Annotated in this window: 23 protein-coding genes; 3 read left to right on the top strand and 20 right to left on the bottom strand. The window is 40.3% G+C overall.

The features are described from left to right. Positions 1–23 precede the first annotated feature (23 nt). Positions 24–404 (bottom strand): VOC family protein, encoded by a 381-nt coding sequence (locus tag M3175_RS10900; RefSeq protein ID WP_251518820.1) that lies wholly within the window; start codon positions 402–404, stop codon positions 24–26. 41 nt (positions 405–445) lie between these two features. After that, a complete protein-coding gene (locus tag M3175_RS10895; RefSeq protein WP_251518818.1) occupies positions 446–841 on the bottom strand; it encodes a VOC family protein in 396 nt (131 codons plus the stop codon). A 221-nt stretch (positions 842–1,062) separates the two neighbouring features. Between M3175_RS10895 and M3175_RS10890 the strand changes: the two genes are divergently transcribed. After that, positions 1,063–1,434 carry a VOC family protein gene (locus M3175_RS10890; protein WP_251518816.1) on the top strand — a complete coding sequence of 124 codons (372 nt, stop codon included), beginning with the start codon at positions 1,063–1,065 and terminating at the stop codon, positions 1,432–1,434. A gap of 72 nt (positions 1,435–1,506) precedes the next feature. Here the strand turns inward: M3175_RS10890 and M3175_RS10885 are convergent, their stop codons facing one another. The 13 genes from M3175_RS10885 to M3175_RS10825 all read right to left on the bottom strand — a co-directional run bounded on the left by M3175_RS10885 (position 1,507) and on the right by M3175_RS10825 (position 14,546). Then, positions 1,507–2,364, bottom strand: coding sequence for an MFS transporter (locus tag M3175_RS10885; protein WP_251518814.1), 858 nt, complete (start codon positions 2,362–2,364; stop codon positions 1,507–1,509). Positions 2,365–2,476: 112 nt separating this feature from the next. Next, positions 2,477–3,439, bottom strand: coding sequence for a bile acid:sodium symporter family protein (locus M3175_RS10880; RefSeq protein WP_251518811.1), 963 nt, complete (start codon positions 3,437–3,439; stop codon positions 2,477–2,479). 45 nt (positions 3,440–3,484) lie between these two features. Continuing rightward, a complete protein-coding gene (locus M3175_RS10875; RefSeq protein ID WP_251518809.1) occupies positions 3,485–3,799 on the bottom strand; it encodes a Zn-ribbon domain-containing OB-fold protein in 315 nt (104 codons plus the stop codon). Then, the gene (locus M3175_RS10870) at positions 3,799–4,935 is read right to left on the bottom strand and encodes a thiolase C-terminal domain-containing protein (protein ID WP_251518807.1); all 1,137 of its coding nucleotides are present in this window, start codon (positions 4,933–4,935) and stop codon (positions 3,799–3,801) included. The genes M3175_RS10875 and M3175_RS10870 overlap by 1 nt, the downstream gene beginning before the upstream one ends. Beyond that, positions 4,932–6,419 (bottom strand): class I adenylate-forming enzyme family protein, encoded by a 1,488-nt coding sequence (locus M3175_RS10865; protein WP_251518805.1) that lies wholly within the window; start codon positions 6,417–6,419, stop codon positions 4,932–4,934. Before M3175_RS10865 ends, M3175_RS10870 begins: the two co-directional genes overlap by 4 nt. Before the next feature lies 1 nt (position 6,420). After that, positions 6,421–6,927 (bottom strand): PPC domain-containing DNA-binding protein, encoded by a 507-nt coding sequence (locus M3175_RS10860; RefSeq protein WP_251518804.1) that lies wholly within the window; start codon positions 6,925–6,927, stop codon positions 6,421–6,423. After that, entirely contained in the window at positions 6,911–7,678 is a 768-nt protein-coding gene (locus tag M3175_RS10855) for an SDR family NAD(P)-dependent oxidoreductase (protein WP_251518802.1), read from the bottom strand. The genes M3175_RS10860 and M3175_RS10855 overlap by 17 nt, the downstream gene beginning before the upstream one ends. Before the next feature lie 16 nt (positions 7,679–7,694). Then, positions 7,695–9,035 (bottom strand): TRAP transporter large permease, encoded by a 1,341-nt coding sequence (locus tag M3175_RS10850; RefSeq protein ID WP_251518800.1) that lies wholly within the window; start codon positions 9,033–9,035, stop codon positions 7,695–7,697. Beyond that, complete coding sequence (locus M3175_RS10845; RefSeq protein ID WP_251518798.1) at positions 9,032–9,517, bottom strand: TRAP transporter small permease; 486 nt, start codon at positions 9,515–9,517, stop codon at positions 9,032–9,034. Before M3175_RS10845 ends, M3175_RS10850 begins: the two co-directional genes overlap by 4 nt. A gap of 17 nt (positions 9,518–9,534) precedes the next feature. Next, positions 9,535–10,551 carry a DctP family TRAP transporter solute-binding subunit gene (locus tag M3175_RS10840; protein ID WP_306663951.1) on the bottom strand — a complete coding sequence of 339 codons (1,017 nt, stop codon included), beginning with the start codon at positions 10,549–10,551 and terminating at the stop codon, positions 9,535–9,537. A gap of 31 nt (positions 10,552–10,582) precedes the next feature. Beyond that, a complete protein-coding gene (locus M3175_RS10835) occupies positions 10,583–11,920 on the bottom strand; it encodes a (Fe-S)-binding protein (protein ID WP_251518796.1) in 1,338 nt (445 codons plus the stop codon). After that, entirely contained in the window at positions 11,877–13,340 is a 1,464-nt protein-coding gene (glcD, locus tag M3175_RS10830; RefSeq protein ID WP_251518794.1) for a glycolate oxidase subunit GlcD, read from the bottom strand. The genes M3175_RS10835 and glcD overlap by 44 nt, the downstream gene beginning before the upstream one ends. A gap of 87 nt (positions 13,341–13,427) precedes the next feature. Next, positions 13,428–14,546: a CdaR family transcriptional regulator gene (locus M3175_RS10825; protein ID WP_251518792.1), complete on the bottom strand. Its 1,119-nt coding sequence runs from the start codon at positions 14,544–14,546 to the stop codon at positions 13,428–13,430. A 252-nt stretch (positions 14,547–14,798) separates the two neighbouring features. Between M3175_RS10825 and M3175_RS10820 the strand changes: the two genes are divergently transcribed. Continuing rightward, positions 14,799–15,512 carry a 5-formyltetrahydrofolate cyclo-ligase gene (locus M3175_RS10820; protein WP_251518790.1) on the top strand — a complete coding sequence of 238 codons (714 nt, stop codon included), beginning with the start codon at positions 14,799–14,801 and terminating at the stop codon, positions 15,510–15,512. 4 nt (positions 15,513–15,516) lie between these two features. Here M3175_RS10820 and M3175_RS10815 read toward each other — a convergent pair whose 3' ends face one another. The 5 genes from M3175_RS10815 to gltB all read right to left on the bottom strand — a co-directional run bounded on the left by M3175_RS10815 (position 15,517) and on the right by gltB (position 24,994). Further along, positions 15,517–15,669: a hypothetical protein gene (locus tag M3175_RS10815; protein ID WP_251518788.1), complete on the bottom strand. Its 153-nt coding sequence runs from the start codon at positions 15,667–15,669 to the stop codon at positions 15,517–15,519. Positions 15,670–15,817: 148 nt separating this feature from the next. After that, on the bottom strand, positions 15,818–18,196 hold the full coding sequence (locus tag M3175_RS10810) for a beta-glucosidase (RefSeq protein ID WP_251518786.1): 2,379 nt from the start codon (positions 18,194–18,196) through the stop codon (positions 15,818–15,820). A gap of 298 nt (positions 18,197–18,494) precedes the next feature. Continuing rightward, positions 18,495–18,800, bottom strand: a complete 306-nt coding sequence (locus M3175_RS10805) for an HU family DNA-binding protein (protein ID WP_251518784.1) — start codon at positions 18,798–18,800, stop codon at positions 18,495–18,497. A 167-nt stretch (positions 18,801–18,967) separates the two neighbouring features. After that, a complete protein-coding gene (gene gltD, locus M3175_RS10800) occupies positions 18,968–20,434 on the bottom strand; it encodes a glutamate synthase small subunit (protein ID WP_251518779.1) in 1,467 nt (488 codons plus the stop codon). Between the two features lie 18 nt (positions 20,435–20,452). Next, complete coding sequence (gltB, locus tag M3175_RS10795; RefSeq protein ID WP_251518775.1) at positions 20,453–24,994, bottom strand: glutamate synthase large subunit; 4,542 nt, start codon at positions 24,992–24,994, stop codon at positions 20,453–20,455. A 130-nt stretch (positions 24,995–25,124) separates the two neighbouring features. Here gltB and gltC point away from each other — a divergent pair, with 130 nt between their 5' ends. After that, positions 25,125–26,027 carry a glutamate biosynthesis transcriptional regulator GltC gene (gene gltC, locus M3175_RS10790; protein WP_251518773.1) on the top strand — a complete coding sequence of 301 codons (903 nt, stop codon included), beginning with the start codon at positions 25,125–25,127 and terminating at the stop codon, positions 26,025–26,027. The last annotated feature ends 38 nt before the right edge of the window (positions 26,028–26,065 follow it).

The raw sequence follows: 26,065 nt of genomic DNA, 5'->3' as shown, positions 1-26,065 counted from the left end.
GTCCTTTATTTAATATGGATTCTTTATTTATCTTCCCTTAATAAATATTCATTGTCATCTTGATCATAAAAAGTGAACATGGTTCCAAACGGCATTCTTAACATTTCTCCTACTTTCACACCATTTTGTGTCATTTTCTCATAAGATGAGTCAATATCCGTCGTGCTGAATAGAATGGAAGGATGGGCAACTTTAGAAGGCTGCTGCTGTTCCATGGCTGACTTCGAATATAAAATGATAGTGGTAAATTCATCATCACTAGGCCCTACCTCTATCCATTTCATATTGGGTCCCATCGGTTGCTCGAGTTTTAACACAAAACCAAGTTTATTTAACCAGAACTCTTTTGCTTGTTCTTGATCTTCTACATATACAGTAATTTTGCCAACTTTATTAATAATCATAAATAGCCCCTTTCTCACACATCTCGCATTATTGGAATAGTTTACTTTGCATTCGCGTCTGGTTGATGAATTCCGAAAATGTTCCCTTCCGTATCCAGATAATACCCCTGCCATGCCATTCCTGGAAGTGCGTGTTTCGGCAAGGCCACCTTGCCTCCATTCTCCAGAATTTTTGCTTCTATTCTATCGTAGTCTTCCACACCCATGGTACAAGCATAGCCATTCATCGCTTGGTTTGGTTCTGGAGAAGGTCCTTGACGTTTCATTAAGGCACCATTAATTCCAGGTTCACTATCCGTGCCGGTCACAGCCCCAAAGTAAGGCAATCCTGCATACTCACTCCAGTCTTGAAAAGTCCACCCAAATACTTCCCCATAAAACTTCGTTGCACGATCCATGTTATCCACGTGAATTTCGAAATGAATAGGTCTTCCCATAATTTCCTCCTAATTGAACAATTAGTTTCTTGTCGAATCTATTAAGTATTCTAGTATACGTAAGGATACTCCTTCATTATTGTAACAAATAGACGAATTTATTCTTGTATACAACCCATTCTTATTTCTGTCTAAAATTGTATATTCACCACTACTCCATTATACTAAATATAGGAAATGTATAAATCTAACAATTACTATTTTAAAAGGAGATCGGAAGAATGAAACTTGGCGCTTTTTCTATTAGCTTAAATGTAAAAGATATACATAAATCAAAAGAGTTTTATACCAAACTTGGATTTGAAGCATTAGGAGGAGATATTTCTCAAAACTGGCTTATTATGAAGAATGATAGCTGTATAATCGGTCTTTTCCAAGGGATGTTTGAAAAAAACATCCTTACATTTAATCCTGGATGGGATGAAAATGCACAAAATCTTGAATCCTTTACAGACGTAAGAGAACTTAAAAAAATCCTTCAAGAAAATGGCATCCATATTGTATCTGAAGGTATTGAATCTAGTGAAGGACCGGCACACTTTACTATCGAAGATCCAGATGGGAATCCTATTCTTTTAGATCAACATCGATGATTGGGAGCTAACTCAAAAAAAGGAAAGGCTCAGAGTCTGAAAAAACTCTGAGCCTATTAGTGTTTAAAATTCTTATTTGGCTGGTTCCTCTACTACTGGCTTACCCGTATCAAGTAAAACTTTATTCATCCCTAAGAAAATAGAAAGGATGAAAATCAATATTCCCGTTCCCACCAATAGCCATTCCACCTTGATCACGTCTGCCATCGGGCCGAAAATCAGCATTCCGATTGGCATCATTGAAGTTGAAATCATCCCAAACACTCCGAAAATCCTCCCTAAATAGCTCTCATCGACCTTCTCCTGTAATAATACCGTGGTTGGAGTATTGAAGATCGGCATAGAAATTCCGAAAATAGCCATGAAAAATAAATATACCCAGAAAACCGGAACAACCCCTAATGCAAAAGTACATATTCCCATCAAAAGGCTTGCAAAGGTCATGGTATGAATTTTGTTTGGAAAGCCACCCCAAGCAGCAATGATTCCCCCACCGACCATCATGCCAATGGACCAAGCAATTTCGACCGCCGTTAATCGCCAAACATCATCACCAAAGCTTCGTGTCACTTGAAGAGGAGTTAAAAAGGCGGCTGGCGCCATCAAGATAAAGAATATGCCAAAGAACAGAAAAAACTGTTTCAAAAATGGGTTACTCTTAATATACGTGACCCCTAACTTAAAATCTTCGAGATAGCTAGTTGATTGTTGATCACTTGCTTTCTCATGAGCGGAGAAAATAAAAGTAGGAATGAAACCACAAATGATAAATAGGGTCATCATCATTCCAGACTCTGTATGTAATGTGATATGCCACATCATCGCATATTGAACCAGGGCTGAACCAAAAAGTGAGATGGTCTGACTGCTTAAAAATAATATAATGTTCTTTTTCCAATGTTCCGTTTGATCATTATTTACTGAATTCATCTATATACACCTTCTCAACATAAATAAACACACAAAAAAAGCAGAGATTTGTTCCCCTGCTTGAAATAATACTATAGTTTCCATATATTTGCACAAAGCAATTTAAGCTTTTTTATACTGGTATCTTATGAATGGGTTTTGCACTGCTTTTTATTTCTTCTTTTGAAAAATAATTGGCAAGTAGAGCACCGATTGATAAATTAACCATCATATTCAAGATAGGTGCAATGACCCCAAGTTCTCCGATGAACTGATAGGCTAGGATCGCAGCAAAGGCGGTGTTGCATAATCCAACTTGAAAGATGGCAGCACGTGTATCTTCTTCATTCATTATTTTTTTGCAAATGAAATAGGTTAACACCATTGGCAGAAGTACTTGGACGAAGGTAGACACTACCACCAATGGAATCAGTTCAAGCTCACTCGCAATGGATTCTTTGCCACTCACCATAATAATATGAACAATGAGTAATAATGCTAAGGCTGACCCGAGTTTTGTTATCATTTTAGAGTTTTCAACCAGCCTTTTCGCCTTTTGTTGAAAGAAAAGTCCGGCACTCAGCGGGACAATCACGATAAGAATAAACGATTGAAGCAAATTAAAAGATGATATGGAAATGTTACTATTCGAAATTCCCATCATCGATAAAGGGGTTACAAATGGGCTGATGATGACATCTAGTAAAGAGGAGGCAATCACTAGACTCGTATTTCCCCCTGCTATAAACGTATACACGGTAGCTGCTGTTGCACTAGGTACAGCACCAGCTAATATGAGACCAGCGGCCACTTCCGGTTCATCGGAGAAGAACAATGAAGCTAATCCAATGGAAATTAAAACGGTTATGGTCCACTTCAAAATAGCAATAATGAACAATTCCGTTTTCTTTTTATTAATGGTTTTTATCCCTTCTATATTCATCGATAACCCGGTAAATAATATAACGATTCCCAAGAGGGCGCTTGGGACGATCGGTGGTACTTTTAAGTATACAGGTGAAAAATAGGTGCTAATTCCAGTTATAATAATTAATAGTGGTAACCTTTTTGATAAAAACTCTGTTACTTTTACCATTCAATTGCCCTCTTTCGGTTTATTAACGAATAAAAGAGAACAGTATTATGTGAAAGCCTTTTGAAAAATATAGGCTCCGTTTTCTTTCGCCTTTAATTCTACTGTATCATTTATGGTTACTTCCTCTTTCATTCTACCCGTTAACTTTAATCCATTCTCAAGCTCTACAAGCACGACGTTAAAGGGGGCTAAATGCTGGTAATCAGGTGAACTAATGTGAATGGTCGTATAGGTGTATATCCTACCTTTGCCAACAACTTCTTTTTCATAGAAGTGGTCATTTCTACAATTGGGACATAAATATTTTTTTTGAGTAAAGAGATGACTACAATCGGAACAAGCATATGCGATAAAGTCCATTATTCACCCACCCTTTCAAGGATATGTACGGTTGAATAAGACCCTGTGCCACCAAGGTTCTGTGAAAGTCCCAATCTAGCACCCTCCACTTGATTGCAACTAGTTCCTCTCAGTTGTTTCACAATTTGGTAGATTTGAGAAATGCCAGTTGCTCCGATTGGATGCCCTTTAGATAACAGGCCTCCACTTGTATTAATGGCCACTTTTCCCCCATGTCTTGTTCTACCCTCTTGTATAGCCAGCCATCCTTCTAGCTTCTTCGCAAATCCTAATTCCTCTGTTGAAATGATCTCTGTCATACTAAAACAATCGTGTAATTCTACGACATCGATATCCTCAGGTCCTAGTCCGGCCTTTTCATATGCCTGATCTGCAGATAACTTAACTGCCCTAAGGGATAATAAGTTGTCAACATCTTGCATTTGAGTATGTCCAGAGGCTTGAGCAGACGATCTCACCTTAATTCCAGTAGGAGTTTTCGTTAGTATCACCGCGGCTGCACCATCTGTTGTAGGAGAACAATCAAACAGTCCTAATGGATTGGTAATCAGCCGCGCATTCATTATTTCATCTATCGTTGTCGTTTTCTTAAATTGTGCTTTCGGATTCTTGACTGCATACTCTCTATTTTTAAGTGCCACCATGGCAAGATGTTCTTTCGTCGCACCTGTTTCATAAAAATACCGATTGGCAACCGAACCGAAGTATCCGGGGAACGTTAACCCTGCGTATTTTTCACTAGAGTCGTTATCCATTGCTGAATTTATGGCGTGTGTCACATTAGCTGTGGTTGTATGCTTCATTTTTTCAGCACCAGCAACTAATACGGTGTCATATTCTCCACTTTCAATCATTAAAACAGCCTGACGAAAAGCAATTCCACCTGAAGCACATGCCCCTTCGACTTTGGCCGTTGGAATAGCACCCAAGGCTAAATCGTTCACCACAATAGCTCCTAGTATTTCTTGATTGTAAATGGATCCACCCATAAAATTCCCAATATACACCGCATCGATTTTTGGATGTCCCGCTTCTCTCAGGGCTTCCACACAAGCAGTTAACAAGAGATCCTTTAATGTCGCATTTTCATGGTTTCCAAAGGCGGTCATTCCCACTCCACTCACATATACACTCATGGATTGACCCCCTTTTGCTCTAGTTCCCGCAACTCACGTTTTAATATTTTTCCATAAGAGCTTTTCGGAAGTGACTTTACTAGATAAATAGTTTGCGGCTTTTTAAAACTAGCCAAATTATTTTTACAAAGGGTAAGTAAGTCCTCCTCATTGACTTGTTGCCCCTCATTAGGAACCACGTAAGCAGTAACCGATTCTCCCCACTTCTCATCAGGTTGCCCAATTACACATGTTTCTTTTACTCCAGGATGCAAATTTAATACTTCCTCCACTTCACGAGGATAGATGTTCACACCACCTGATATAATAACATCCTTCTTTCGGTCAACAAGATGAAGGAACCCTGCTTCATCAAGCCACCCCAGGTCACCTGTGTAAAGCCAACCATCCTTTAACGTGTTGTTAGTCGCTTCAGGATTATTCCAATATCCCTTCATGACAAGAGAACCTTTACAGATAACTTCCCCAACCGCTCCTGTTTCAACATCATTTCCTTTATCATCTACAATTCTTACATCCACAAAAGTACCGATTCTTCCGCAAGATTCAAATCTTTTCCCTAGTTCATCCCTTGGCATCATCGAAATGGTCATGGGTGCTTCAACCTGCCCATATGTCTCGATAAACTTTGGTCCCAATTTTTCTAATGCTAGCTGTAATTTACTCGCTGCAATCGGCGAACCAGCCATATTAATAGACTTGATGGATCTGAGTTTACGAGCTTCAAAAGATGGATGCTGAATCATGAGATTCACCATCGTTGGGACCATGAAGATTACGGAAACCTGTTCCTTCTCGATATCATCAAGAAAATCCTCCGGTTGAAACTTATCAAACACCACCTGTGTTAACCCATGTAACCAAGACACATGTGATAAAAAATTGCTTCCGTGTGTTAACGGTGCCACATGCCCAACCACATCCTCTGCTCTCACCTCACAAACCATGCTTAGCGACAAAGCACTAGATAACATATTTCGGTGGCTTAACATAACTCCTTTGGGTTTTCCAGTCGTTCCTGAAGTATACATAATCGCAAATAAGTCATCCTCACTTACGTCAATAGCTGGATCAGTATCATCTGAGTGAGCGCTCAGCCATTGTTCATACCCTTCTCCAATATAAACGCGATTCACATCCGTAACAATCGGATCGATGAGTTCACGTTCTCCTATTAACAATTGAAGCCCGGATTGCTCAATCATATACTCATGCTCTTTTGGATGTAGACGGTAATTCAGTGGTACCTTAACAAAGCCTCCAAATGCTGCAGCTAAATCTAATTCAATATGCTCATGTCGATTGGACATCAGTATACCGACCCGATCTCCTTTTGTTAAACCCGCTGCCATCAGTGCATGGGCTATTGAAAAAGCTCTCTTTCCAAGTTCATTATACGTATATTGAATATCTTTGAACTTCACAGCCACCTTATTCGAATGATTTCGTATGGCCTTTCTAGCTTGACTGCCGATTGTTTCCACTTTACTGAACACCTCCGTCTCGAAATTGGAAAACAGGAAGTCCCCATTCCTGATCATTTTCTCGCTGGAGAACCATTTTATTTGAAAAATGGACAATAAATTCAACGGTAATAGCTGTTGGATTTTTCCCCTTTAAAAAATGTCCCCCGGAAATTTCTCCTTTATGATTCACATACGTTCCATGGAAGTGAAGATCCAGTTCCCCATCGAAACTCCGTCCAATAAAACCGGTTCCCGATAACAATTCAACTGGATAATCCCAGAGTATGGGTTTTGTGTAGTTTAAATTACCGTCATCAATACACAATTGTACTAAAGTAACTTTTTTTAATGACCCAATGCAGCTGACATTACCTGCAGTAATACCATGTTCCTTGCATGCAGAAAGGATTCCTTCTAATAAATCAACCTCACTTGTAAGCCTGCCCATAAGAATACCCTTTTGTTGATCAACACTTGACTGTACGGATTTGTAAAGGATGTTATCCTTCTTATCCAATACTGCCACCACCACACACCTTTAACACTTGACCCGTTGTATAACCAGAACCTGGTGAAGAAAAATATAAAACGGCCTCAGCGATATCCTCAGGTAGCCCCATTCGTTTGATCACCTGGTTATCCAATGAGTAGTTAACTCCCGCTGTGATTCCTGTTTCTGTTGCACCAGGAGCTACTGAGTTACAAGTGATTCCGAGATCACCCACTTCTTTTGCCACCCATTTTGTTAAAGCAATCACTCCGCCTTTTGATGCAGCGTATGCAGGGCCAGAACGTCCCTTTTTCGAATCGGGTGAAAACGATGAGGTATGTCCGCCATTCATACCAGAAATGGAACTTATGTTAACAATGCGTCCATATTGTTGCTGTTTCATATATGGATAAATCACTGCCTGCATAAAGAAAAACGTAGCTTTTAAGTTTGTGCTAAGATCGCGATCCCAAGCTTCCTCTGTGATCTCCTCTAAATCAACTCTCGCACATGTTCCTGCATTATTTACTAGAATATGAATCTCTTTAAACTTATCGGCCGTTTCCTTCACTACCTCTTTTACAAATGTTGCGTCCCTGATATCCCCAGCCTTCTGAAGTACTTCAACCCCTTTATTTAGTTCATGAATCTTTCTTTCCGTATCATTACAATCCAATAGATCAACCAAAACAACATGGGCACCATAACTAGCCAACTTAATGGCGGAAGCCGCTCCAATACCACCTGCGGCTCCCGTTATAATAGCAACTTGATTTTGTAAGTTCATCTTGTATTCCTCCTTTTTATTTAACACCTAATAAGTCAGGTAAAAATGTTGATACGGCTGGAATATACGTAATAATTAACAACACGATTATGGATGCAATTAAAAACGGAACAGACGCTTTTGAAAGTTTACTTAAGGATGTATTTGAAATCCCACAAGCGACATACAAATTGATACCAACGGGAGGAGTAAATAACCCAATAGCTAGATTCACGGTCATAAATAATCCGAAAACAGTTGGATCTACGTCAAGGAATAACATAATTGGAAGTAAGATTGGGACGAAAATATAAAAAGCAGAAATAGCATCGATAAACGCGCCTGCAATTAATAACAAAATATTTAAGATTAGTAGGATGGCATATTTATTGTCCGTCATCCCTAATAACAGGTCAGACGCCTGTCTCGCTACTTGTTCTGTCGTGATGATGTAGGCAAAGACAGAGGCTGCACTCACAATAAACATAACCACTGCTGTTTGAATAGATGCATCCACCATGATTCGGTAGAGTTTTTTAAGAGAAAGCTCTTTATAAATGAAAAAGCCTACTAGTAAGCCGTAAATCACCGAAACAACCGCTGCTTCAGTAGGTGTAAACACTCCTCCATAAATTCCACCTAAAATAATGACCGGAATGAGAAGACCCCAAAACGTATCCGCAAATGCGTGCCATACTTCCTGAGGCGTAGCTTTTTCACGTGTTGCTGAAACTTCCAATTCTGCTTGACTGGTTGAAAGCAATTTCTTTTTATCATCCCTACTTCGAATATACAAAGCCGCGAGAATAAAGCCAATTCCCATTAGTAAACCAGGTATAACTCCCGCGATAAATAGCCTAGCAATGGACACAGGAATTTGATCACCAGCAACAACAGCAAAAACAATTAATGCAATACTTGGGGGAATAACAATTCCCATTGATCCCGACGTAGCGACTAATGCACCAGCTGTTTCCTTTTTATACCCACTTTTAACAAGTGCTGGAACTAAAATTCCTCCAATTGCCGCTACGGTTGCAGGTCCAGAACCCGAGATGGCAGCAAAGAAAATAGCCGTTAATACGGTTACAAAAACAATTCCACTTTTCTTATGTCCGAGACAGACATCGGCCAAATTTATTAGTCTCTTTGAGATTCCTGCATGTTCCATGATCACTCCGGCCAAAATAAAAAACGGAATCGCAAGCAAGGTGAATTTCCCCACACTGGTAAACATAATGTCTGCTACAAATTCGAGGCCTAGCATCCCACTCGACACGAGCAATGCGGTTATGGATGAGACCGCTAAGGACACAGCAATCGGAACACGCATAAAGATTAAAATAAAAAACAAACCAAACAAAATAAGTGCGATCATACTCGTTCGCTCCCTTCCATTGAGAGGGTCTTAAATTCCTTTATAAAGCTCTCAATGACACGGAAAATGCAGAAACAACAACCGATTGGAAATGCTAATGTAAATACCCATTGAGGCCACCCCATGGCTGGAGTTGTTTGGTTCAACATTAGTTGAAACTGTACCATCTTGACTCCATAATAGGTCAGAAGAATGAACAAGGCACATGTGATCAAGCTTGAGAATACACATAAAAACTTTTTCCCCATATCATTTGCCTTGTCATATATAAGGGTAAAGCCGAGATGCGCATGATTGCGCACCCCAACTGAAGTTCCTAGAAACGTTAGTAAAACAAACAAATTAATGGTTACCTCTTCTGTAAAAGCCAATGAATAGTTAAGAAAGTACCTTGATATTACATTGGCAAATGCAATGATACACATAACTGAAAAAGTAAAAACTAAGATGTTTTCTTCTATTCGGGTTAGAACCTTGGACATATATTCACATCCTTTCTTTATTTAGAAAGAAACGCGTTAAGCAAATCTTCTCCCCAAACACTTTCATATTTTTTATAGATTGGTTGAACCGCTTCACTAAAGTCCTTCAAATCAGCTTCTGAAGGGTAATAAAACTTCATTCCAGCTGCTTCTAATTCTTCAATTTGTTTTGCTTCTTTCTCACGTGCAAGTTCAACTTGGTATGCTGCCGCTTCAGCCCCAAGCTTTTTAATTAGCTCCTGGTCTTCTTTACTCATTGATTCTAAGGTTTTCTTATTAATTCCAAGAACAAGTGGATCATAAGAGTAGTTCCACATGGTAATATAGTCTTGAACTTCATTTAATTTAGCAGAGTGAATCACGTCAATTGGATTTTCTTGTCCATCAATCGTACCTTGTTGAAGAGAGGTAAATACTTCAGAAAATGTCATGGCAGTTGGGTTGGAACCTAGTTGAGTCCAAAGGTCTGTGTACATGGTGATCCCAGGAATACGTACTTTTAACCCTTTTAAATCATCGGAAGTTTTCACTTCAACTTTACTGTTCGTTAACTGACGGAAACCGTTTTGTCCGAAACCGAGTGTTTCAATTCCTTTTTCACGAAGGATTTCTTTAATTGCTTCCCCAGGCTCACCATTAAAAGCAGTATCAACTTCATTTAAATCCTTGAATAAGAACGGAGCACTTACCACACCTAATCTTTCATCAAGAATCGAATAAATGATTGTTGAATGGAAACTTAAATCTGTTGACCCTTTTACTAATAATTCAACCCCTTTACCAGAGTCCCCACCAGAAAGCTGCTCATTTGGATACACTTCCATTTTAATACGTCCATCCGATTGCTCCTCTAGATCCGCAGCCAGCTTTTTTGCTCCTTCAAACCAAGTAGAAGACTCCCCTACGGTTACAGACATTTTCAGATTATACTCCTTATCTTTAGCTGCATCTCCACCTGTTGCCGCTTGACCACAGGCTGATAGTACCAACGACAGAACTAAGATCATCGTGAGAAATAATGATCGTTTTTTCAATGTAAATCCCCCTTAGATTTTAATTTTTCTATTATTCAGACATCTCAAAAGAGACGTAATCTGACAGAAAATCTACTATGTGCATGGACTCCATCTGAGATGATAAACCTGATCGCTCAATTCCGAGTTTCATTTGCAGTAGACAACCTGGATTAGATGTAATCACCACGGTTGCTTTGGTATCTTTCACTTTTTCCATTTTGTCATCGAGTATTTTCATGGACATTTCACTTTGAAGGAGATTGTAGATTCCTGCTGATCCACAACATTGATCCGCTCCATCAAGTTCAACAAAGTATGCGTTTTCAATGGACTTTAGTAATTTCCTTGGTTCCGATATAACTTTGGTTACATTTCGCAAATGACAGGAGTCCTGATAAGTAATGACTACCGGTACTTTGGCTTTTAACTTAAAGTTGCTAAACTCCAGTTTTGACAAAATAGTCGAAATGTCTGTGACCTTTTGCTGAAAAACTTTCGCCCTACTTTGCCAGTTAGATTCTTGTTCAAATAAATAAGGATAATCGTGTAAAAATGCGCCACATCCTCCCGCATTATTAACAACAAAATCTACTGACAAGGATTCAAACGCCTCGATATTTCGTTTGGCTAGTGTGATGGCACTCTTTTTTTCACCACTATGTGCATGCAACGCACCACAGCAGGCTTGATCTTTTGGTATATAAACAGCACAACCAGCATGTTGCAAAAATTTGATGGTTGAGTTGTTGGTTTCGGTAAACAGCGTATCCATTAAACAACCAGTAAAAAAGGCAACCGTTGCCTTTGTCTCCCCTATTGCGGAAAAATATGTTCCTCTTTCTTTTAGATCCTTCTGGTTCGGTACAGTTGGGAGAATCTTTTCCATTCCTCTCATCTGTTCTGGAAATAAGGATAAGAAGCCTATTTTTCTTGCAATCTTTTGAACACCTGTACGTTGGTAATAGTGTAAAAGGTTCGTAGCTCGGCTTAGCTTCTTCTGATCTTGAAACAAATGGTTAAATGCCACATTTCGGACGGTCTTTTCGATAATACCCGTTTTCTTTACCTCTTTTACTACTGCTCTTGCACTTTCTAACATGTGACCATATTGAACCCCTGCCGGACAGGCAGGCTCGCAGGCTCTACAACCAAGGCACACGTTGAAGGAATGCTCAACATCATCATCCCATGGTATAAGACCCTCACGTACGGCCTTCATAAGAGCTATTCTGCCTCTCGGAGAATGTGTTTCATCATAATTGGTATGCACATATGTAGGACAAGAGGGTAAACAAAACCCGCACCGCATACAATCGAGTAAGCTCTCCTCTTGTATGGCGTCTTTAAACCCTTGCCTGATCTTTTGCTGTGTGACTGTTTGTGTCACTTTCTACCACCACACGTTTCTTTGTACTTTTTGCAAATATCTTGCCTGGATTGAACAGGTGGTATGGATCAATGCTGTCTTTTATTTTTTTCATGACCTCAATCCCTTCCCTCCCGAGCTTCCATTCAAGATAAGGCGCTTTCATTTCTCCTACGCCATGTTCACCGGTAATGGTTCCCCCAAGCTCTATTGATACCTGGAATATTTCAGCAAAGGCTTGTTCAACCCGCTCCATTTCATCATGATTTCTAGCATCAGTTAAACAGGTAGGATGTAAATTTCCATCTCCCGCATGGCCAAAGGTACAAATTTTCACATTATATTTGGATGCGATTTTCCCTATTTCCCTTACCATTTCTGCGATTTTTGATCGGGGAACTGTGGCATCCTCAAGTATGGTGGTTGGTGACTTTCTTGCTAGTGCAGAAAGTGCAGCCCGTCTGGCTGTTCTTAGCTCCTCAGCTTCTTCTTGATTGCTTGCTAGGATGACCTTTCTTGCCCTATTTTGTTGACAAATCTTCTCCATTTGCTGCATCTCTTGTTGAACAATGGACTGAGGCCCATCTTGTTCTATAAGTAGAATTGCCTCAACGTCAGTTGGTAGACCGATCTTAGCAAAGTCCTCAACAACTTCAATCGTCGCTTGATCCATGAATTCTAATGTTGTTGGTATAATCTTTGAGGCAATAATTTGAGAAACGGTTTCTGCTGCATGTTCTAAAGAGTCATAGTAAGCAATCATGGTTTCCTTATATTCCGGAAGAGGAACCAATGAAAGGGTAGCCTCAGTAACGATACCAAGGGTTCCTTCCGATCCTACAAAAAGGCTGGTCAAGTCGTAACCTGCAACATCCTTAGCTAGTTTGCCCCCTGTTCTCACCACATCACCATTTGGAAGGACTACCTCGAGCCCAGAAACATAGTCGCGGGTTACTCCATATTTTAACCCTCGAAGACCACCTGAGTTTTCATTGATGTTTCCACCGATGGTAGATATTTTCATAGAGCTGGGGTCTGGTGGGTAAAAGAGCCCAAACTTCTCAACATGCTCAATTAAATCTTTTGTAATTACTCCTGGCTGAACCGTTAAAGTCAAATTCTCTTCGTCTAATTCTAGTATTCTGTTCATGTTTTTAAATAATAGAACAATTCCCCCAAAGGTTGGGACAGTTCCTGCAGCAAGATTGGTTCCGGAGCCTCTCGGGACAATTGGAATTTTTTGCGAGTTACATAGTCGAACAATTTCAACTACCTCTTTTGTATTTCTCGGAGACACCACAGCTTCAGGCATGGATTGATACATAGCTGTTGCGTCATAAGAATACGCTAATCGCTGTGCTAATGATATTTGAACATTCTCTTCTCCTACAATTCTCTTAAATAGAGAGAGGATTTTTGAAGAAAGTTTAATAGCCTTCACCTCATTCCTATCTAAATGTAAGTGCTTACAATTAGTATAAGATAGATGAATAACGAGAATCTATGTGTAAAAACACAAAAAACCAGCTCAATTATGTGAATTTTTTGTATATTCTAACAAAAAACGATAAGCTAAATATAACATAACAAGTTGGTCTGTGTTTTTTAAGTTAAAATGGGTTAAATCTGAGATTTTGTTTAATCGATAATTTAACGTATTGATATGAATATGTAATAGGCTTGCCGTTTCTTTATTACTTAAGTTGCAAGCAAACCATGCATCGAGAGTTTGTATTAAAACTTCGTCGTCCATAATCGCATGGATGGTTCGCTCGATAAACTCTTGTTTTGTTTCTTCCGAAAGAGCAAATTGAAGAATATCAAATTTCAAATCTTCTTCAAAAATGATTCCTCTCTTTTTTGATGCGACCACACTAGCCCTTTCGGCTTGCTGGTACGAATTTTGGATTTTTTCTGGATTTCCATATTGTCCTACCCCAACAACAACTTCACCATTTGTATATTCCAATAAGACTTTTCGAAGTCTCTCTATTTCTTCCCGTGTAATGGGTTTATTTCTTGAAGGTAGAAATACTAATAGCTTTTCTCGCCCCCATCGTACCAGCAAGGTCTGTTCCTTGCCACTCCATTGCTGCTTGACTACGTTAATTTGTGAGTATGATAAATGAAAAGGCTCATTTATTGTTTTGAATATGATGACTTGATGAAAGGCTGAAAGATCAATATGGAAGAAATTCGCACGATCCATTAATTGCTGATCCATATGCTTTGCATGTAGCCAATCAAATACAAATAACTCTAACTCCCTTTCTCTTCTTTCGAGTTCCTCTCGGAATGCGTTATCCTGAATAAATAACTCGGTCAGTTTTTTTAACAATTGAGCATAGGGTGCAACTACTTCTGGTTTCCCCGTAATTCCTATACAACCAATCGACTTACCGTGAATAAATAATGGCAAAACGATTCCATAACGAACACCCTGGAGCGTATTTACTTTTTCTTCATCCATAAATAAAGTCTTTTTCTCTATAATTGCTAGCATGGCTCCTTCGTGAAAGCTACTTATCCGACTGGGGTCTGTACTTGCAACAATCATTCCATTTGTGTCCGTAACAATGACTTGCTCGTTTATAAGCTTACTTACTTCCTCAACGAGGTCTTGCGCAAGCTTTTCGTATATTTGCAATGATAAGCCCCCTTTAGATCACCATTTCATATTAGTAAATTTGTAAATGTACTATACTCATACTAATTAAAGCGTTAATATAATAAATTCTATATAACCGCTTTCATTCCTGCTACAATATTTTGATTGATTGGTTTCTGTTTTCATAAAATATTAAAAAAGGAGATGTCCAACTGGACCAATGCTCAAAGAAATTATCTTTTGATGTAAGATTTGGTAAACTTAAATTAAAAATATTGTAGGTGTAAGAAAATGAAAACCAAACAAGACATTCGTGAAGAAAAGTGGAGCTATTTAACCGAACATAAATTAGGGAGATTTCCTTTTCCCTTACAAAATCGAATTCCCAATTTCAAAGGAGCAGAAAAAGCGGCGCATTTTGTCACAACGATGCCTGAGTATCAAAACGCAAAAGTCATTAAAGTGAACCCAGACTCTCCGCAGCTTCCTATTCGCGCACAAGTATTAAAGGACGGTAAAACCTTACTCGTGCCTACCCCTAGACTAAAAGCTGGATTTATCATGGTAAAGCCTGAATGGGTACCAAAAGGGGAAGAGCGAAAAGCAGCCAGCCTCTCTCATATTAAATCCTATGGAAAGGAAATCTCTCTATCTGAAATGCCTAGAATTGATTTGTTTTTTACTGGCTCTGTAGCCCTACATAGAGATGGGAGAAGAGTGGGAAAAGGGGAAGGGTACTCTGACCGGGAATATGCCATTATTAGAGAGCTCGGCAATCCAGATGTTCCAATCATTGGAACGATTCATAGTGGTCAGTTGACAGATCATGAAATCCCGAGAGATCCATATGATTTAACTGTTGATTGGATCGCCACGGAAACCGGATTAATCAAAACCGATTCCCCATACAAAAAGCCAAATGGGATTCAGTGGGAGCTTGTAACGGAAGAGGAATTAGAGGAAATGCCTGTATTACGGGAGATACGAGAATTAACAGGAAAATAAAAAATTACAAATTAGAACCCTCAGCTTTCATTTCTGCTAATTCTGTTTTCATAACTCCTTGATCTGTCTTGAAGTCATGTATATCTTTCTTCATGTCTAGTTGGCTGTTTTCAACCACTTGGAGTAAATCAAGAATTTGTTGTAGGATTTGTTCCATCTTTTCACCTCCCTATCAATAAATTAAATTATACTTCATTAATAAGTTTGATTCCATTGCCCCGGAGACCGCGATGTGACCGTTTTTTAAATTTCGGCACAGAAAAAAGAGACCCTTAGAGGTCTTCTATTGGGTCCCTTATTACCTACTAATTCTTAGACAATCTCTCGAATTCAACCTGTGGTGCTAGGACGTTACTTACTTTTTCAACGACCATCGTTTGATCCACCTTGAACACAGCCGATCCTTTAATATCTTCAGAAGATGCGCCTACATTAATTTTATAGGTGCCTTTTTCGAGAATCCAAGAGGAGGATTCTTCGTCAAAAGAGGCTAAGTCCTTTGCATTGAGGACAAAGGTTACTTCTTCTTTTTCACCAGGTTTTAATTCTTTTGTTTTCGCAAAATCTTTTAATTCTAGCTCAGGTTTTTCAAGCTTTCCATCCGGAGCGTTCACATAGAGTTGAACGGCTTCTCTTCCAGCTGTCTTTCCGGTGTTTTTCACTGTGGCAGTGACTTTGATTTCTCCATCGAATTTCTTTCCTTCCTTCACATTGATGTCACTGTAATTGAACTTTGTATACGATAAACCATAACCGAATTCATAGGCCGGTTCGACGTCAAAGGTTGTATTATACCTATACCCAACATAAATATCCTCTTCATAAGGGAAACCGTCAGCTGATCCAGGGAATCGGTCCGCATATGGAAGATCTTCATAGTCTTTCGGGAAGGTCTGCGCCAATTTTCCGGAAGGATTGACTTTCCCAGTCAGGATGTCTGCCACCGCGTTTCCAAGTTCTTGTCCCGGCTGCCAAGAAAGCAGGATTCCATCTACTTGATCTTTCCAACTTTCCGTTTCAATTGGACCTTCAACCGTTAACACAGCAATCACTTTTTTGCCCTGCGCTCGGTACGCCTTTGACACCTGCTCGACCATTTCCTTCTGAGAATCGGAGAGGTAGAAGTCCTCTTTTGCGCGGTCGGTCGCATAGGATCCAGGAGCGGTTCCGATGACCACAATTCCTACATCTGTATTCTTGGCTGCTTCAATAACATCTTCGCTGATATCCATTTCAGGTAGCTTCGGTCCAACAGAGCCGAATGTTCCAGGTGTGCCTTTGTATTCGTCTCGGGTCCTCATCTCCGCAACATATTGGTCATTCTTTTGAATCAACTCTTCATTGAGTGTAAAGCCTGCATTACGGAGCCCTTCAGCAACTCCCACATGGTAAGGTGCATACACTAGGGCGCTTCCCCTGCCACCCGTATTGATTTCACTTACAGGTACCCCAAATAAGGAAACACTTTGCTTATTGCTAATTGGTAAGGCCGCTTTTTTATTTTCCAGAAGAACCATTCCATCTGCAGCTGCTTTTCTTGAAATCTTGGCATTTTCCGTGAGATCTGGGTTATTCGTAGCCGTTTCCCCTTTGAATGTACGTGTATTGACCACTATTTTTAGAATTTCCTTAATATTTCGGTCAAGGATGGCTTCATCCAGAATTCCGCTATTTACGGCATCCATGATTCTTTGTGAAAATGCAGCACTTCCTGGCATTAAGAGGTTTGTCCCCGCTTCCATCTGCTTGGCAATATCTCTCAGGCCGAACTCCCAATCTGTCATGGCGAACCCAGTAAAGCCAAAATCATTCCTTAACACATCGGTTAATAGTTCTTTATTTTCAGTCGCATACGTACCATTGATCATGTTATAGGAATCCATGATCGACCATGGATCAGATTGTTTTACAGTAATCTCGAATCCCTTTAGATAAATTTCCCTGAGGGCACGTTGGCTAACGACCATATTTCCATTGTTATTGGTCCGCTGATTAAAGGCGGCGAAATGTTTAATCGTTGTTCCCACTCCGTTATCTTCCACCCCATTTACAAATGAACTGGCCATTTCACCGGTTACGACTGGATCTTCGGAAAAATACTCAAAGTTTCTGCCGTTAAGAAGGTAACTTTGAATATTCATTCCTGGGGCAAGCAGAAGGTCAATTCCGAAAGCTTTCAATTCCTGGCTCGTCGCCTCTCCGACCTCCTTCGCTAAATCCTTGTCCCATGAAGCACCAAGGACTGTTGGTGAAGGGAATTTAGTAGCATAATAGGTGTTGGTGTCATTTGTTCTTGTCGGAGAGATCCTGACTCCCATAGGGCCATCTGCCATGACGATAGCCGGAATGCCCAAACGTTCAATCGCCTGCGTCTGACCAGCTGCCCCTGGTACCTTAGTAGACTGACCACCAATGACTTCACCGTTTTCGGATACTAAACCACCTTTATTTCCTCCTACAACCATAAATGCCTTCTCCTGAAGTGTCATCGCTGCAATGACCGCATCAATTGACTTTTCATCCACTAGTTTGGGAGTCGCTGCGATTACAGAAGATTGAACCGTATTGGGATTATTCTCAGCTGCACTAATCGGTATGGTCGAGATTCCCGATAACGCGATCGTTGATACCATAGCCAATGCTAATAACTTTTTTCTTTTGTTTTTCTTTAACTTTTTTAACATGTTTCCCCCCACTCACCCTTCTTCGTTTCAGTTTATTTAAAGCGCTTACATTTATCTTAAAGATAATCAGAATATTCCGCTGATTATTGTTCTGTATTTTTTTAGTTGTATCTGGAATTATTTATTATAATGTATTTTGTTTTTTGGAGACTAGTTCGATCTATTCACTACTAAATCACTGGGGATGTTTCGGATAGAATATCTTTCATATCGAAAAAACGAACAGAGGTCATAGAGGGAAATAAAATAATCGCCTCATGATACGAAGCGATTAAATGATAAGTATTGTTTCTATCTACTATTTTATTTCAAGTAATTCCATTGTTTCTTCCGAATTCAAGGCATTTTTCAGCTCTTTGCAAGGATGAAATACTGCATATTTAGTAGCTGGAATCGTAATTTCTTCCCCTGTTTGCGGGTTTCTACCTTTTCTCGCGGCTCTTTCCCGTGTTTCAAAGCTTCCAAAGCCCAATACTTGTACCTGTTCGCCACCAGCTAATGAGGTTGAAATGTTATCTATAATTATGTCTACTACTTTTCTTGAGTGTTTTTTTGGTATGTTACATTTTTTAGCTATCGAGTAGATTAAATCTGTTTTGTTCATATGATGTACCTCTATTAATCATATTCTAGCAATTCATAAAATGGCTTACTGATAGTTTTAACATAAGCGTCTTCCGTTACGCAAGCAATAAGTAGTTTAATCGATTAACGGATTACAGGAATGATAGAAAAAAATAGGCTGCCATAGCAGCCTACATGTGTTCGATTTTAGACCATCAAGTATTTGTGGACTTCACTAGCCACTTCTCTACCTTCATTGATTGCCCAAACGATCAAGCTTTGTCCTCTTCTTGCATCACCTGCAGCGAACACGCCTTCAACGTTTGTTTTGTAATCACCTTTGGTAGCTTTAATCTTTTGATTAACTGATTCTACACCGAATTGGCTTAACAATGACATTTCTGTTCCTTCAAAGCCAATTGCAATAAACACAAACTGAGCTGGCCATACTTTTTCTGTACCTGGAATTTCTTTAAAATAAAAACGTCCGTTTTCATCTTTTAATTTTTCCATTTGAATGGTATGAAGCTCTTTCAAGTTCCCATTCTCATCAGCAACGATTTTCTTTGTTTGAATCGAGTATTGACGAGGATCTTCTCCGAATTTTGCTTCTGCTTCTTGATAAGCATAATCCATGGTAAATACATTTGGATAGGCAGGCCATAAGTTATCAGAAGTACGCTCCGCTGGCAATTGCGGATGCTTACCAAACTGAACAACACTGCGGCATTTTTGACGAAGAGCAGTTGCCACACAGTCAGCACCAGTGTCTCCGCCACCGATGACGATCACATCTTTGCCTTCCACGTCGATGAAATTCTCATCTTCAAAATTTGAATCTAATAGACTTTTCGTTGATAGAGTTAAATAATCCATCGCTAAGTGAATGCCTTTTGCTTCACGGCCTTCAATGACTAAATCCCGTTGTCTTTGAGCCCCTGTACAGAGGATGACTGAATCGAATTTCGCTTGAAGTTCAGACGCTTGAATGTCCTTGCCCACTTCTGTATTCGTCACGAAGTCGATTCCTTCTTGAGTTAATAAGCGAATGCGACGTTCAACCACTTCTTTTTCAAGCTTCATATTTGGAATACCATACATGAGCAAGCCTCCTGGACGGTCGGCACGTTCAAACACAGTAACCGAGTGGCCTGCTTGATTCAGTTGGTCCGCAGCTGCTAAACCAGCAGGGCCAGAACCGATGATCGCCACTTTTTTTCCAGAACGAGTTGCTGGAATTCGCGGTGTAATCCATCCGTTTTCAAAGCCTTTGTCGATGATCGCTTGTTCAATATTTTTGATAGTAACCGCCGGGTCGTAAATGGCCACTGTACAAGAACCTTCACATGGAGCCGGACACACTCTTCCTGTAAACTCAGGGAAATTATTCGTTTTTAACAGGCGATCAAGCGCTTCTTTCCAACGCCCTTTATACACAAGATCATTCCACTCAGGAATCAAGTTGTGAATCGGACACCCGGATGTTGCTCCCCCAATCTCCATACCGATATGACAGAAAGGAGTGGCGCAGTCCATACACCGCGCCCCCTGTGTACTTAATTTCTCATCTGAAATAGGAAGTTTATGTTCTTTCCAATCGTTTAGTCTTTGTAAAGGATCTCTTTCTGCTGCTTTTTCGCGAGCATATTCCATAAATCCTGTTGCTTTTCCCATTGTTATTACTCCCCTTTCTTAGCGGATGGCAGCTTCCTGCTGTTTCATTGGTTTTGATGTTGCTCCGGAATTCGCTAAAAAGGCGCTCATGACGGCTTCTTCTTCCGATAATCCTTGTACCTTTTGCTCCTCAATCAAAGTGATCATTCGTTTGTAATCTTTTGGAATGACTTTGACAAATTTTCTGACACATTTTGCCCAGTCTTCTAGAATACAACTCGCCTTCACACTTTCTGTGTAGCGGTAATGGTTTTGTATTAATGTTTTTAACTCTTCCTGTTCAGCAGGAGAGGATACCGTTTCAAATTCAATCAATTCTTGGTTGGTTAGGTTCTTGAATGCTTCCTCGTTCTCTGTATATACATAGGCAATTCCACCGGACATTCCAGCTCCGAAGTTTTTCCCTACATCGCCTAAAATAACGACGCGTCCACCTGTCATATATTCACAGCCATGGTCGCCAATTCCTTCAACCACTACATGTACGCCACTATTACGAACAGCAAAACGTTCTCCAGCACGTCCATTGATATACGCTTCACCGCTTGTAGCTCCAATGAAGGCAACATTTCCTGCAATCACATTTTCGCCTGAAGCGATCCTTGTATGTTCATCAGCTTTCACGATGATTTTTCCGCCAGAAAGTCCTTTTCCAACGTAATCGTTCGCGTCACCTGTTAATTCAAGTGTCATTCCCTTCGGTACAAACGCACCAAAGCTTTGACCAGCCGATCCGTTAAACTTTAACGTGATCGTATCTTCCGGAAGACCAACTTCACCATAACGTTTTGAGATTTCACTTCCAACAATCGTACCCGCTACACGATTCACGTTTGTAATCGGGAAGCTTGCTTCTACAGGTGTTCCGTCTTCTAATGCTTTTTGAACAGCCGGTAGGATCTGTTTTATATCAAGACTTTCGTCAATTCGATGATTTTGCGGGTGTTTAAAGGTTGTTGCTCCTTCAGGCTTGTGCAGAAGTGCTGTTAAATCTAAATGCTGTGCCTTCCAGTGTGATTTTGCACGGTCACTCACCGTTAACACATCAGTACGACCAACCATTTCTTCCACCGTTCTAAAACCAAGCTCCGCCATCATCTCACGAACTTCCTGTGCCACAAAGCGCATATAGTTTACGATATAATCGGCTTCACCAGTGAACTTTTTACGAAGCTCTGGATTTTGAGTCGCGATTCCGACAGGACATGTATCCAAATGACACACACGCATCATGACACAGCCAAGAACGACTAATGGCGCAGTAGCAAAGCCAAATTCTTCGGCACCTAATAATGCTGCCATAACGACATCTTTACCCGTCATTAATTTTCCGTCTGTCTCAAGAACGACACGGTCACGCAATCCGTTGAGCATCAGTGTTTGATGTGCTTCTGCTAAACCAAGTTCCCAAGGTAATCCCGCGTGCTGAATACTTGTTTTTGGTGATGCACCTGTTCCGCCGTCGTATCCGCTAATGACGATTACGTCCGCCACAGCCTTCGCAACACCAGCAGCGATGGTTCCAACTCCGCCCTTTGATACAAGCTTCACGCTGATGCGCGCTTGACGATTGGCATTTTTCAAGTCATGAATTAGCTGTGCCAAGTCTTCAATCGAGTAAATGTCATGATGTGGTGGAGGTGAAATTAAGCTCACACCAGGTGTTGAACCACGAACATCTGCTACCCATGGATACACCTTTTTCCCCATCAATTGTCCGCCTTCACCAGGCTTCGCTCCTTGAGCCATTTTTATTTGCAGCTCTTCAGCATTCACTAGATAATGACTTTTCACACCAAATCGTCCAGAAGCGATTTGCTTAATCTTACTTCCACGGTTGTCGCCATTTTCATCAGGTACAAATCGGCTAGCGTCTTCTCCACCTTCACCGCTGTTGCTTTTACCACCTAAACGGTTCATGGCAATCGCTAACGTTTCGTGCGCTTCCTTACTGATCGATCCAAAGCTCATCGCTCCTGTTTTAAAACGGCGAACAATTGAATCTACGCTTTCTACCTCATCAATAGGTAACGGTTGTCTTGAACCATTGAACGAGAATAGATTACGTAAAAACCCGAGTCTTTCTTCATTAGCAAGTGATGAATATTTTTTAAATAATTCGTAATCACCGTTACGGCAAGCCCATTGCAACGTATGAATCGTTGCTGGATTAAAGGCATGGTGTTCTCCGTCATGTCTCCACTGGAAGTTACTTCCGGATTCTAACGTATCGTCGGATAATGGAGAGTAAGCTTCCGCGTGACGCAGCTTTGCCTCTTCCGCGATCGTGTCTAACCCAATTCCTCCAAGCTGTGAAACCGTTCCAGTAAAGTAGCGGCCGATTACATCAGAGCTGATTCCAACTGCTTCAAAAATTTGAGCACCACGGTAACTTTGTACCGTTGAAATCCCCATTTTTGACATTACCTTAACGACGCCTTCGTTCATAGAAACGATGTACTTTTTCACCGCTTCTTGATACGTAAATGGTAAGGTACCTTCTGAAACAGCTTGCTGATAGATCGAGAATGCTAGATAAGGGTTAATCGCGTCTACACCGTATCCGATCAATACAGCAAAATGATGAACTTCTCTTACTTCCCCAGATTCCACAATAATACTTGCCTTCGTACGTAATCCTTCACGAATCAAATGCTGATGAAGGGCACTTACTGCTAGTAAGGATGGAATCGCAACGGTTGTTTCATTAATATGACGGTCAGATAGAATCAGTAAGCTCGCACCATCTGCAATGGCTTCTTCTGCTTCACGGCAAATACCTTTCAGACTGCTTTCCAGGTCATCCTCGAACAACATGTCAATAACTGCAGCTTTAAATTCTTTACCATTCTTTAATGCTACTAGTTGGCTGTTTGTCAAAATTGGAGTTTCTAACTGAATGCGACGGCAATTTTCTGCTGATGGATGAAGCAAATTGCCTTCTGCTCCTAAATAAGAAACGGTTGAAGTAACGATCGCTTCACGAATCGCATCAATTGGAGGATTCGTTACTTGTGCGAATAATTGCTTAAAGTAGTTAAATAAATTCTGCGGTTTATCTGATAAGACCGCTAGCGGCATATCATTCCCCATCGCTCCAAGCGGATCTTTGCCTTCACTTACAGCTGGAATAATGTATTTTTGAATATCTTCATACGTATATCCAAACGCTTTTTGACGGACGATTAAATCTTTCGGAACTTCTCCTTCAGACTCTATGTTATCTTCTAAGCGAACAAGCTCGTCATTTAACCATTGCTGATAAGGCTGAGCTTGAGCCATTTCTCTTTTAACTTCCTCGTCGGAAATAATACGACCTTCTTCTAAATCGATTAATAGCATTTTTCCTGGTTGAAGACGTTCTTTGTATAACACCTTTTCTGGCTCTACATCGATGACACCAACTTCAGATGAGAAAATAATATAATCATCTTCCGTTACATAATAACGAGCTGGTCGTAGTCCATTACGGTCTAAGATGGCACCGATTTGTTTTCCGTCTGTAAACGAAATCGCTGATGGTCCATCCCAAGGCTCCATTAATGAGCTGTGGTATTCATAAAAAGCTCTCTTTTCATCAGAGATATGAGGATTATTAGACCAAGGTTCTGGAACCAACATCATTGCTGCGTGCGCTGGCTTTCTGCCGGCAAGAACCATAAATTCAAGTGCATTGTCTAAAATTGATGAATCACTTCCATCTGTATCAAGGATCGGCAATACTTTTTCTAAATCAGAACCAAATGCTTCTGATATGAATTGAGTTTCACGTGCCTTCATCCAGTGAATATTCCCTTGAAGCGTATTGATTTCACCATTGTGAATCAAATAACGGTTCGGATGGGCTCTTTCCCAGCTAGGAAATGTATTTGTACTAAAGCGTGAATGCACTAAAGCGAATGCCGACACAAAACTCTCATCCTGTAAATCTAAATAGAATTGATCTACTTGTTCAGGAGTTAATAGTCCCTTATAAACAATCGTTCTGCTTGAAAAGCTTGCAAAATAGAAACGATAGTCCGAGTTCTTTGCCCAGTTTTCTGCAGATTTGCGAATAACGTATAGTTTTCGTTCGAACGCTAGTGCATCGCCTTCGTTATTCCCAACAAACACCTGGCGTACAACCGGACAGCTTTCCTGTGCAGTTGCTCCAATTTTTCCTGCATCGACCGGAACGTCTCTCCAGCCAAGTACGGTTTGACCTTCTTGTTCTATTAATTCATTAATAGTAGCTTCTATATCTTCCCGTTCTTTGTCATCCTTAGAGAAAAATAGCATTCCTACACCGTACTTCCCTTTTTCAGGCAAGTTCATGTCAGAACATTCTTTTCTGAAAAATAGATCCGGTATTTGAACCATTAATCCCGCGCCATCGCCTGTTAACGGGTCACTTCCCTGTCCTCCGCGATGATCTAATTGACAAAGCATTGATAGTCCTTTTGCCACTATATCATGTGTGGCGTTCCCTTTTATGTGAGCGTATAAGCCGATTCCACATGCATCATGTTCAAATTCAGGACGGTAGAGACCTTGTGCTTTTGGTAGTTGATGATATGTCATATTCTTCTCTCCCTGCCGATTGTTGTCGAAAAATTCATATAACAACATTCTATGTTTTCAAAATCATATAAACAATATATAATTTATATTAAATTAATCGAAAATTAATATGAATGGGAGAAAAATCAAAATGGAGCTTCGTCAATTGCGATATTTTATAGAAGTAGCCGAACGAGAACATATGACCGAAGCAGCTGATAACTTAAACGTCGCCCAGTCAGCAGTGAGCTATCAAATTACCAAGCTCGAAGAGGAACTAGGGGTAAAGCTTCTTGAAAGAGTCGGCAGAAACATTAAGGTCACACAGATTGGGTATATTTTTTTAAAATATGTCAAAAGCTCCCTAAAAAAGTTGGATGAAGCAAAAGAAAAAATAGACGAATATCTCGATCCACAAGCAGGAACGATTAAAATCGGCTATCCGACCAGTCTCGCACGATATTGGCTTCCTACAGTGATATCTGCCTATAAGAATGATTTTCCCAATGTTTCTTTCCATCTGCGTCAAGGATCGTATGCCAACCTCATTGATGCTGTGAAGAACGGGGAAATTGATTTAGCCTTTCTTGGCCCTGTTCCAACCAATGATCCAGACTTAGAGACAAAGATACTATTTATGGAAAACATCATTGCCTTGATTCCTTCTCTGCACCCATTGGCTGAGAGCAAAAAGATTCAATTAAGTGATTTGCGGTCAGACAAGTTCGTCTTATTTCCTAAAGGCTATGTTCTTCGAAAACTTGCGGTAGAGGCATGTCGTGAAGCAGGCTTTGAACCAGAGATTACATCTGAAGGCGAGGATATGGATGCGCTAAAAGGACTCGTTTCCGCTGGAATCGGAGTCAGCCTGTTACCAGAGAGCACATTCTATGACTCGACTCCCCGATTCACCGTAAAAGTACCGATTGAAACACCAAAAGCCATGCGTACGGTTGGGGTTATTATTCCGAAGCACCGGGAACTGGCACCGGCGGAGAAGAATTTTTATCAATTTTTGATTCAGTTTTTTAATCGGTTGGAGCAGTATAAATAGTAGTTATTTAAAAAATGCTGATTGCCCAAACGGAAATC

The organism is Robertmurraya korlensis (assembly GCF_023715225.1).
Classification (GTDB): Bacteria; Bacillota; Bacilli; order Bacillales; family Cytobacillaceae; genus Robertmurraya_A.
This window is presented reverse-complemented; position numbering and strand designations above follow the sequence as displayed.

Bases quoted from the DNA above. Each gene is read 5' to 3' on its own strand.
- M3175_RS10900 (WP_251518820.1), bottom strand. From the start codon at position 404: ATGATTATTAATAAAGTTGGCAAAATTACTGTATATGTAGAAGATCAA.
- M3175_RS10895 (WP_251518818.1), bottom strand. From the start codon at position 841: ATGGGAAGACCTATTCATTTCGAAATTCACGTGGATAACATGGATCGT.
- M3175_RS10890 (WP_251518816.1), top strand. From the start codon at position 1,063: ATGAAACTTGGCGCTTTTTCTATTAGCTTAAATGTAAAAGATATACAT.
- M3175_RS10885 (WP_251518814.1), bottom strand. From the start codon at position 2,364: ATGAATTCAGTAAATAATGATCAAACGGAACATTGGAAAAAGAACATT.
- M3175_RS10880 (WP_251518811.1), bottom strand. From the start codon at position 3,439: ATGGTAAAAGTAACAGAGTTTTTATCAAAAAGGTTACCACTATTAATT.
- M3175_RS10875 (WP_251518809.1), bottom strand. From the start codon at position 3,799: ATGGACTTTATCGCATATGCTTGTTCCGATTGTAGTCATCTCTTTACT.
- M3175_RS10870 (WP_251518807.1), bottom strand. From the start codon at position 4,935: ATGAGTGTATATGTGAGTGGAGTGGGAATGACCGCCTTTGGAAACCAT.
- M3175_RS10855 (WP_251518802.1), bottom strand. From the start codon at position 7,678: ATGAACTTACAAAATCAAGTTGCTATTATAACGGGAGCCGCAGGTGGT.
- M3175_RS10850 (WP_251518800.1), bottom strand. From the start codon at position 9,035: ATGATCGCACTTATTTTGTTTGGTTTGTTTTTTATTTTAATCTTTATG.
- M3175_RS10845 (WP_251518798.1), bottom strand. From the start codon at position 9,517: ATGTCCAAGGTTCTAACCCGAATAGAAGAAAACATCTTAGTTTTTACT.
- M3175_RS10820 (WP_251518790.1), top strand. From the start codon at position 14,799: ATGAAAACCAAACAAGACATTCGTGAAGAAAAGTGGAGCTATTTAACC.
- M3175_RS10815 (WP_251518788.1), bottom strand. From the start codon at position 15,669: ATGGAACAAATCCTACAACAAATTCTTGATTTACTCCAAGTGGTTGAA.
- M3175_RS10810 (WP_251518786.1), bottom strand. From the start codon at position 18,196: ATGTTAAAAAAGTTAAAGAAAAACAAAAGAAAAAAGTTATTAGCATTG.
- M3175_RS10805 (WP_251518784.1), bottom strand. From the start codon at position 18,800: ATGAACAAAACAGATTTAATCTACTCGATAGCTAAAAAATGTAACATA.
- gltD (WP_251518779.1), bottom strand. From the start codon at position 20,434: ATGGGAAAAGCAACAGGATTTATGGAATATGCTCGCGAAAAAGCAGCA.
- gltB (WP_251518775.1), bottom strand. From the start codon at position 24,994: ATGACATATCATCAACTACCAAAAGCACAAGGTCTCTACCGTCCTGAA.
- gltC (WP_251518773.1), top strand. From the start codon at position 25,125: ATGGAGCTTCGTCAATTGCGATATTTTATAGAAGTAGCCGAACGAGAA.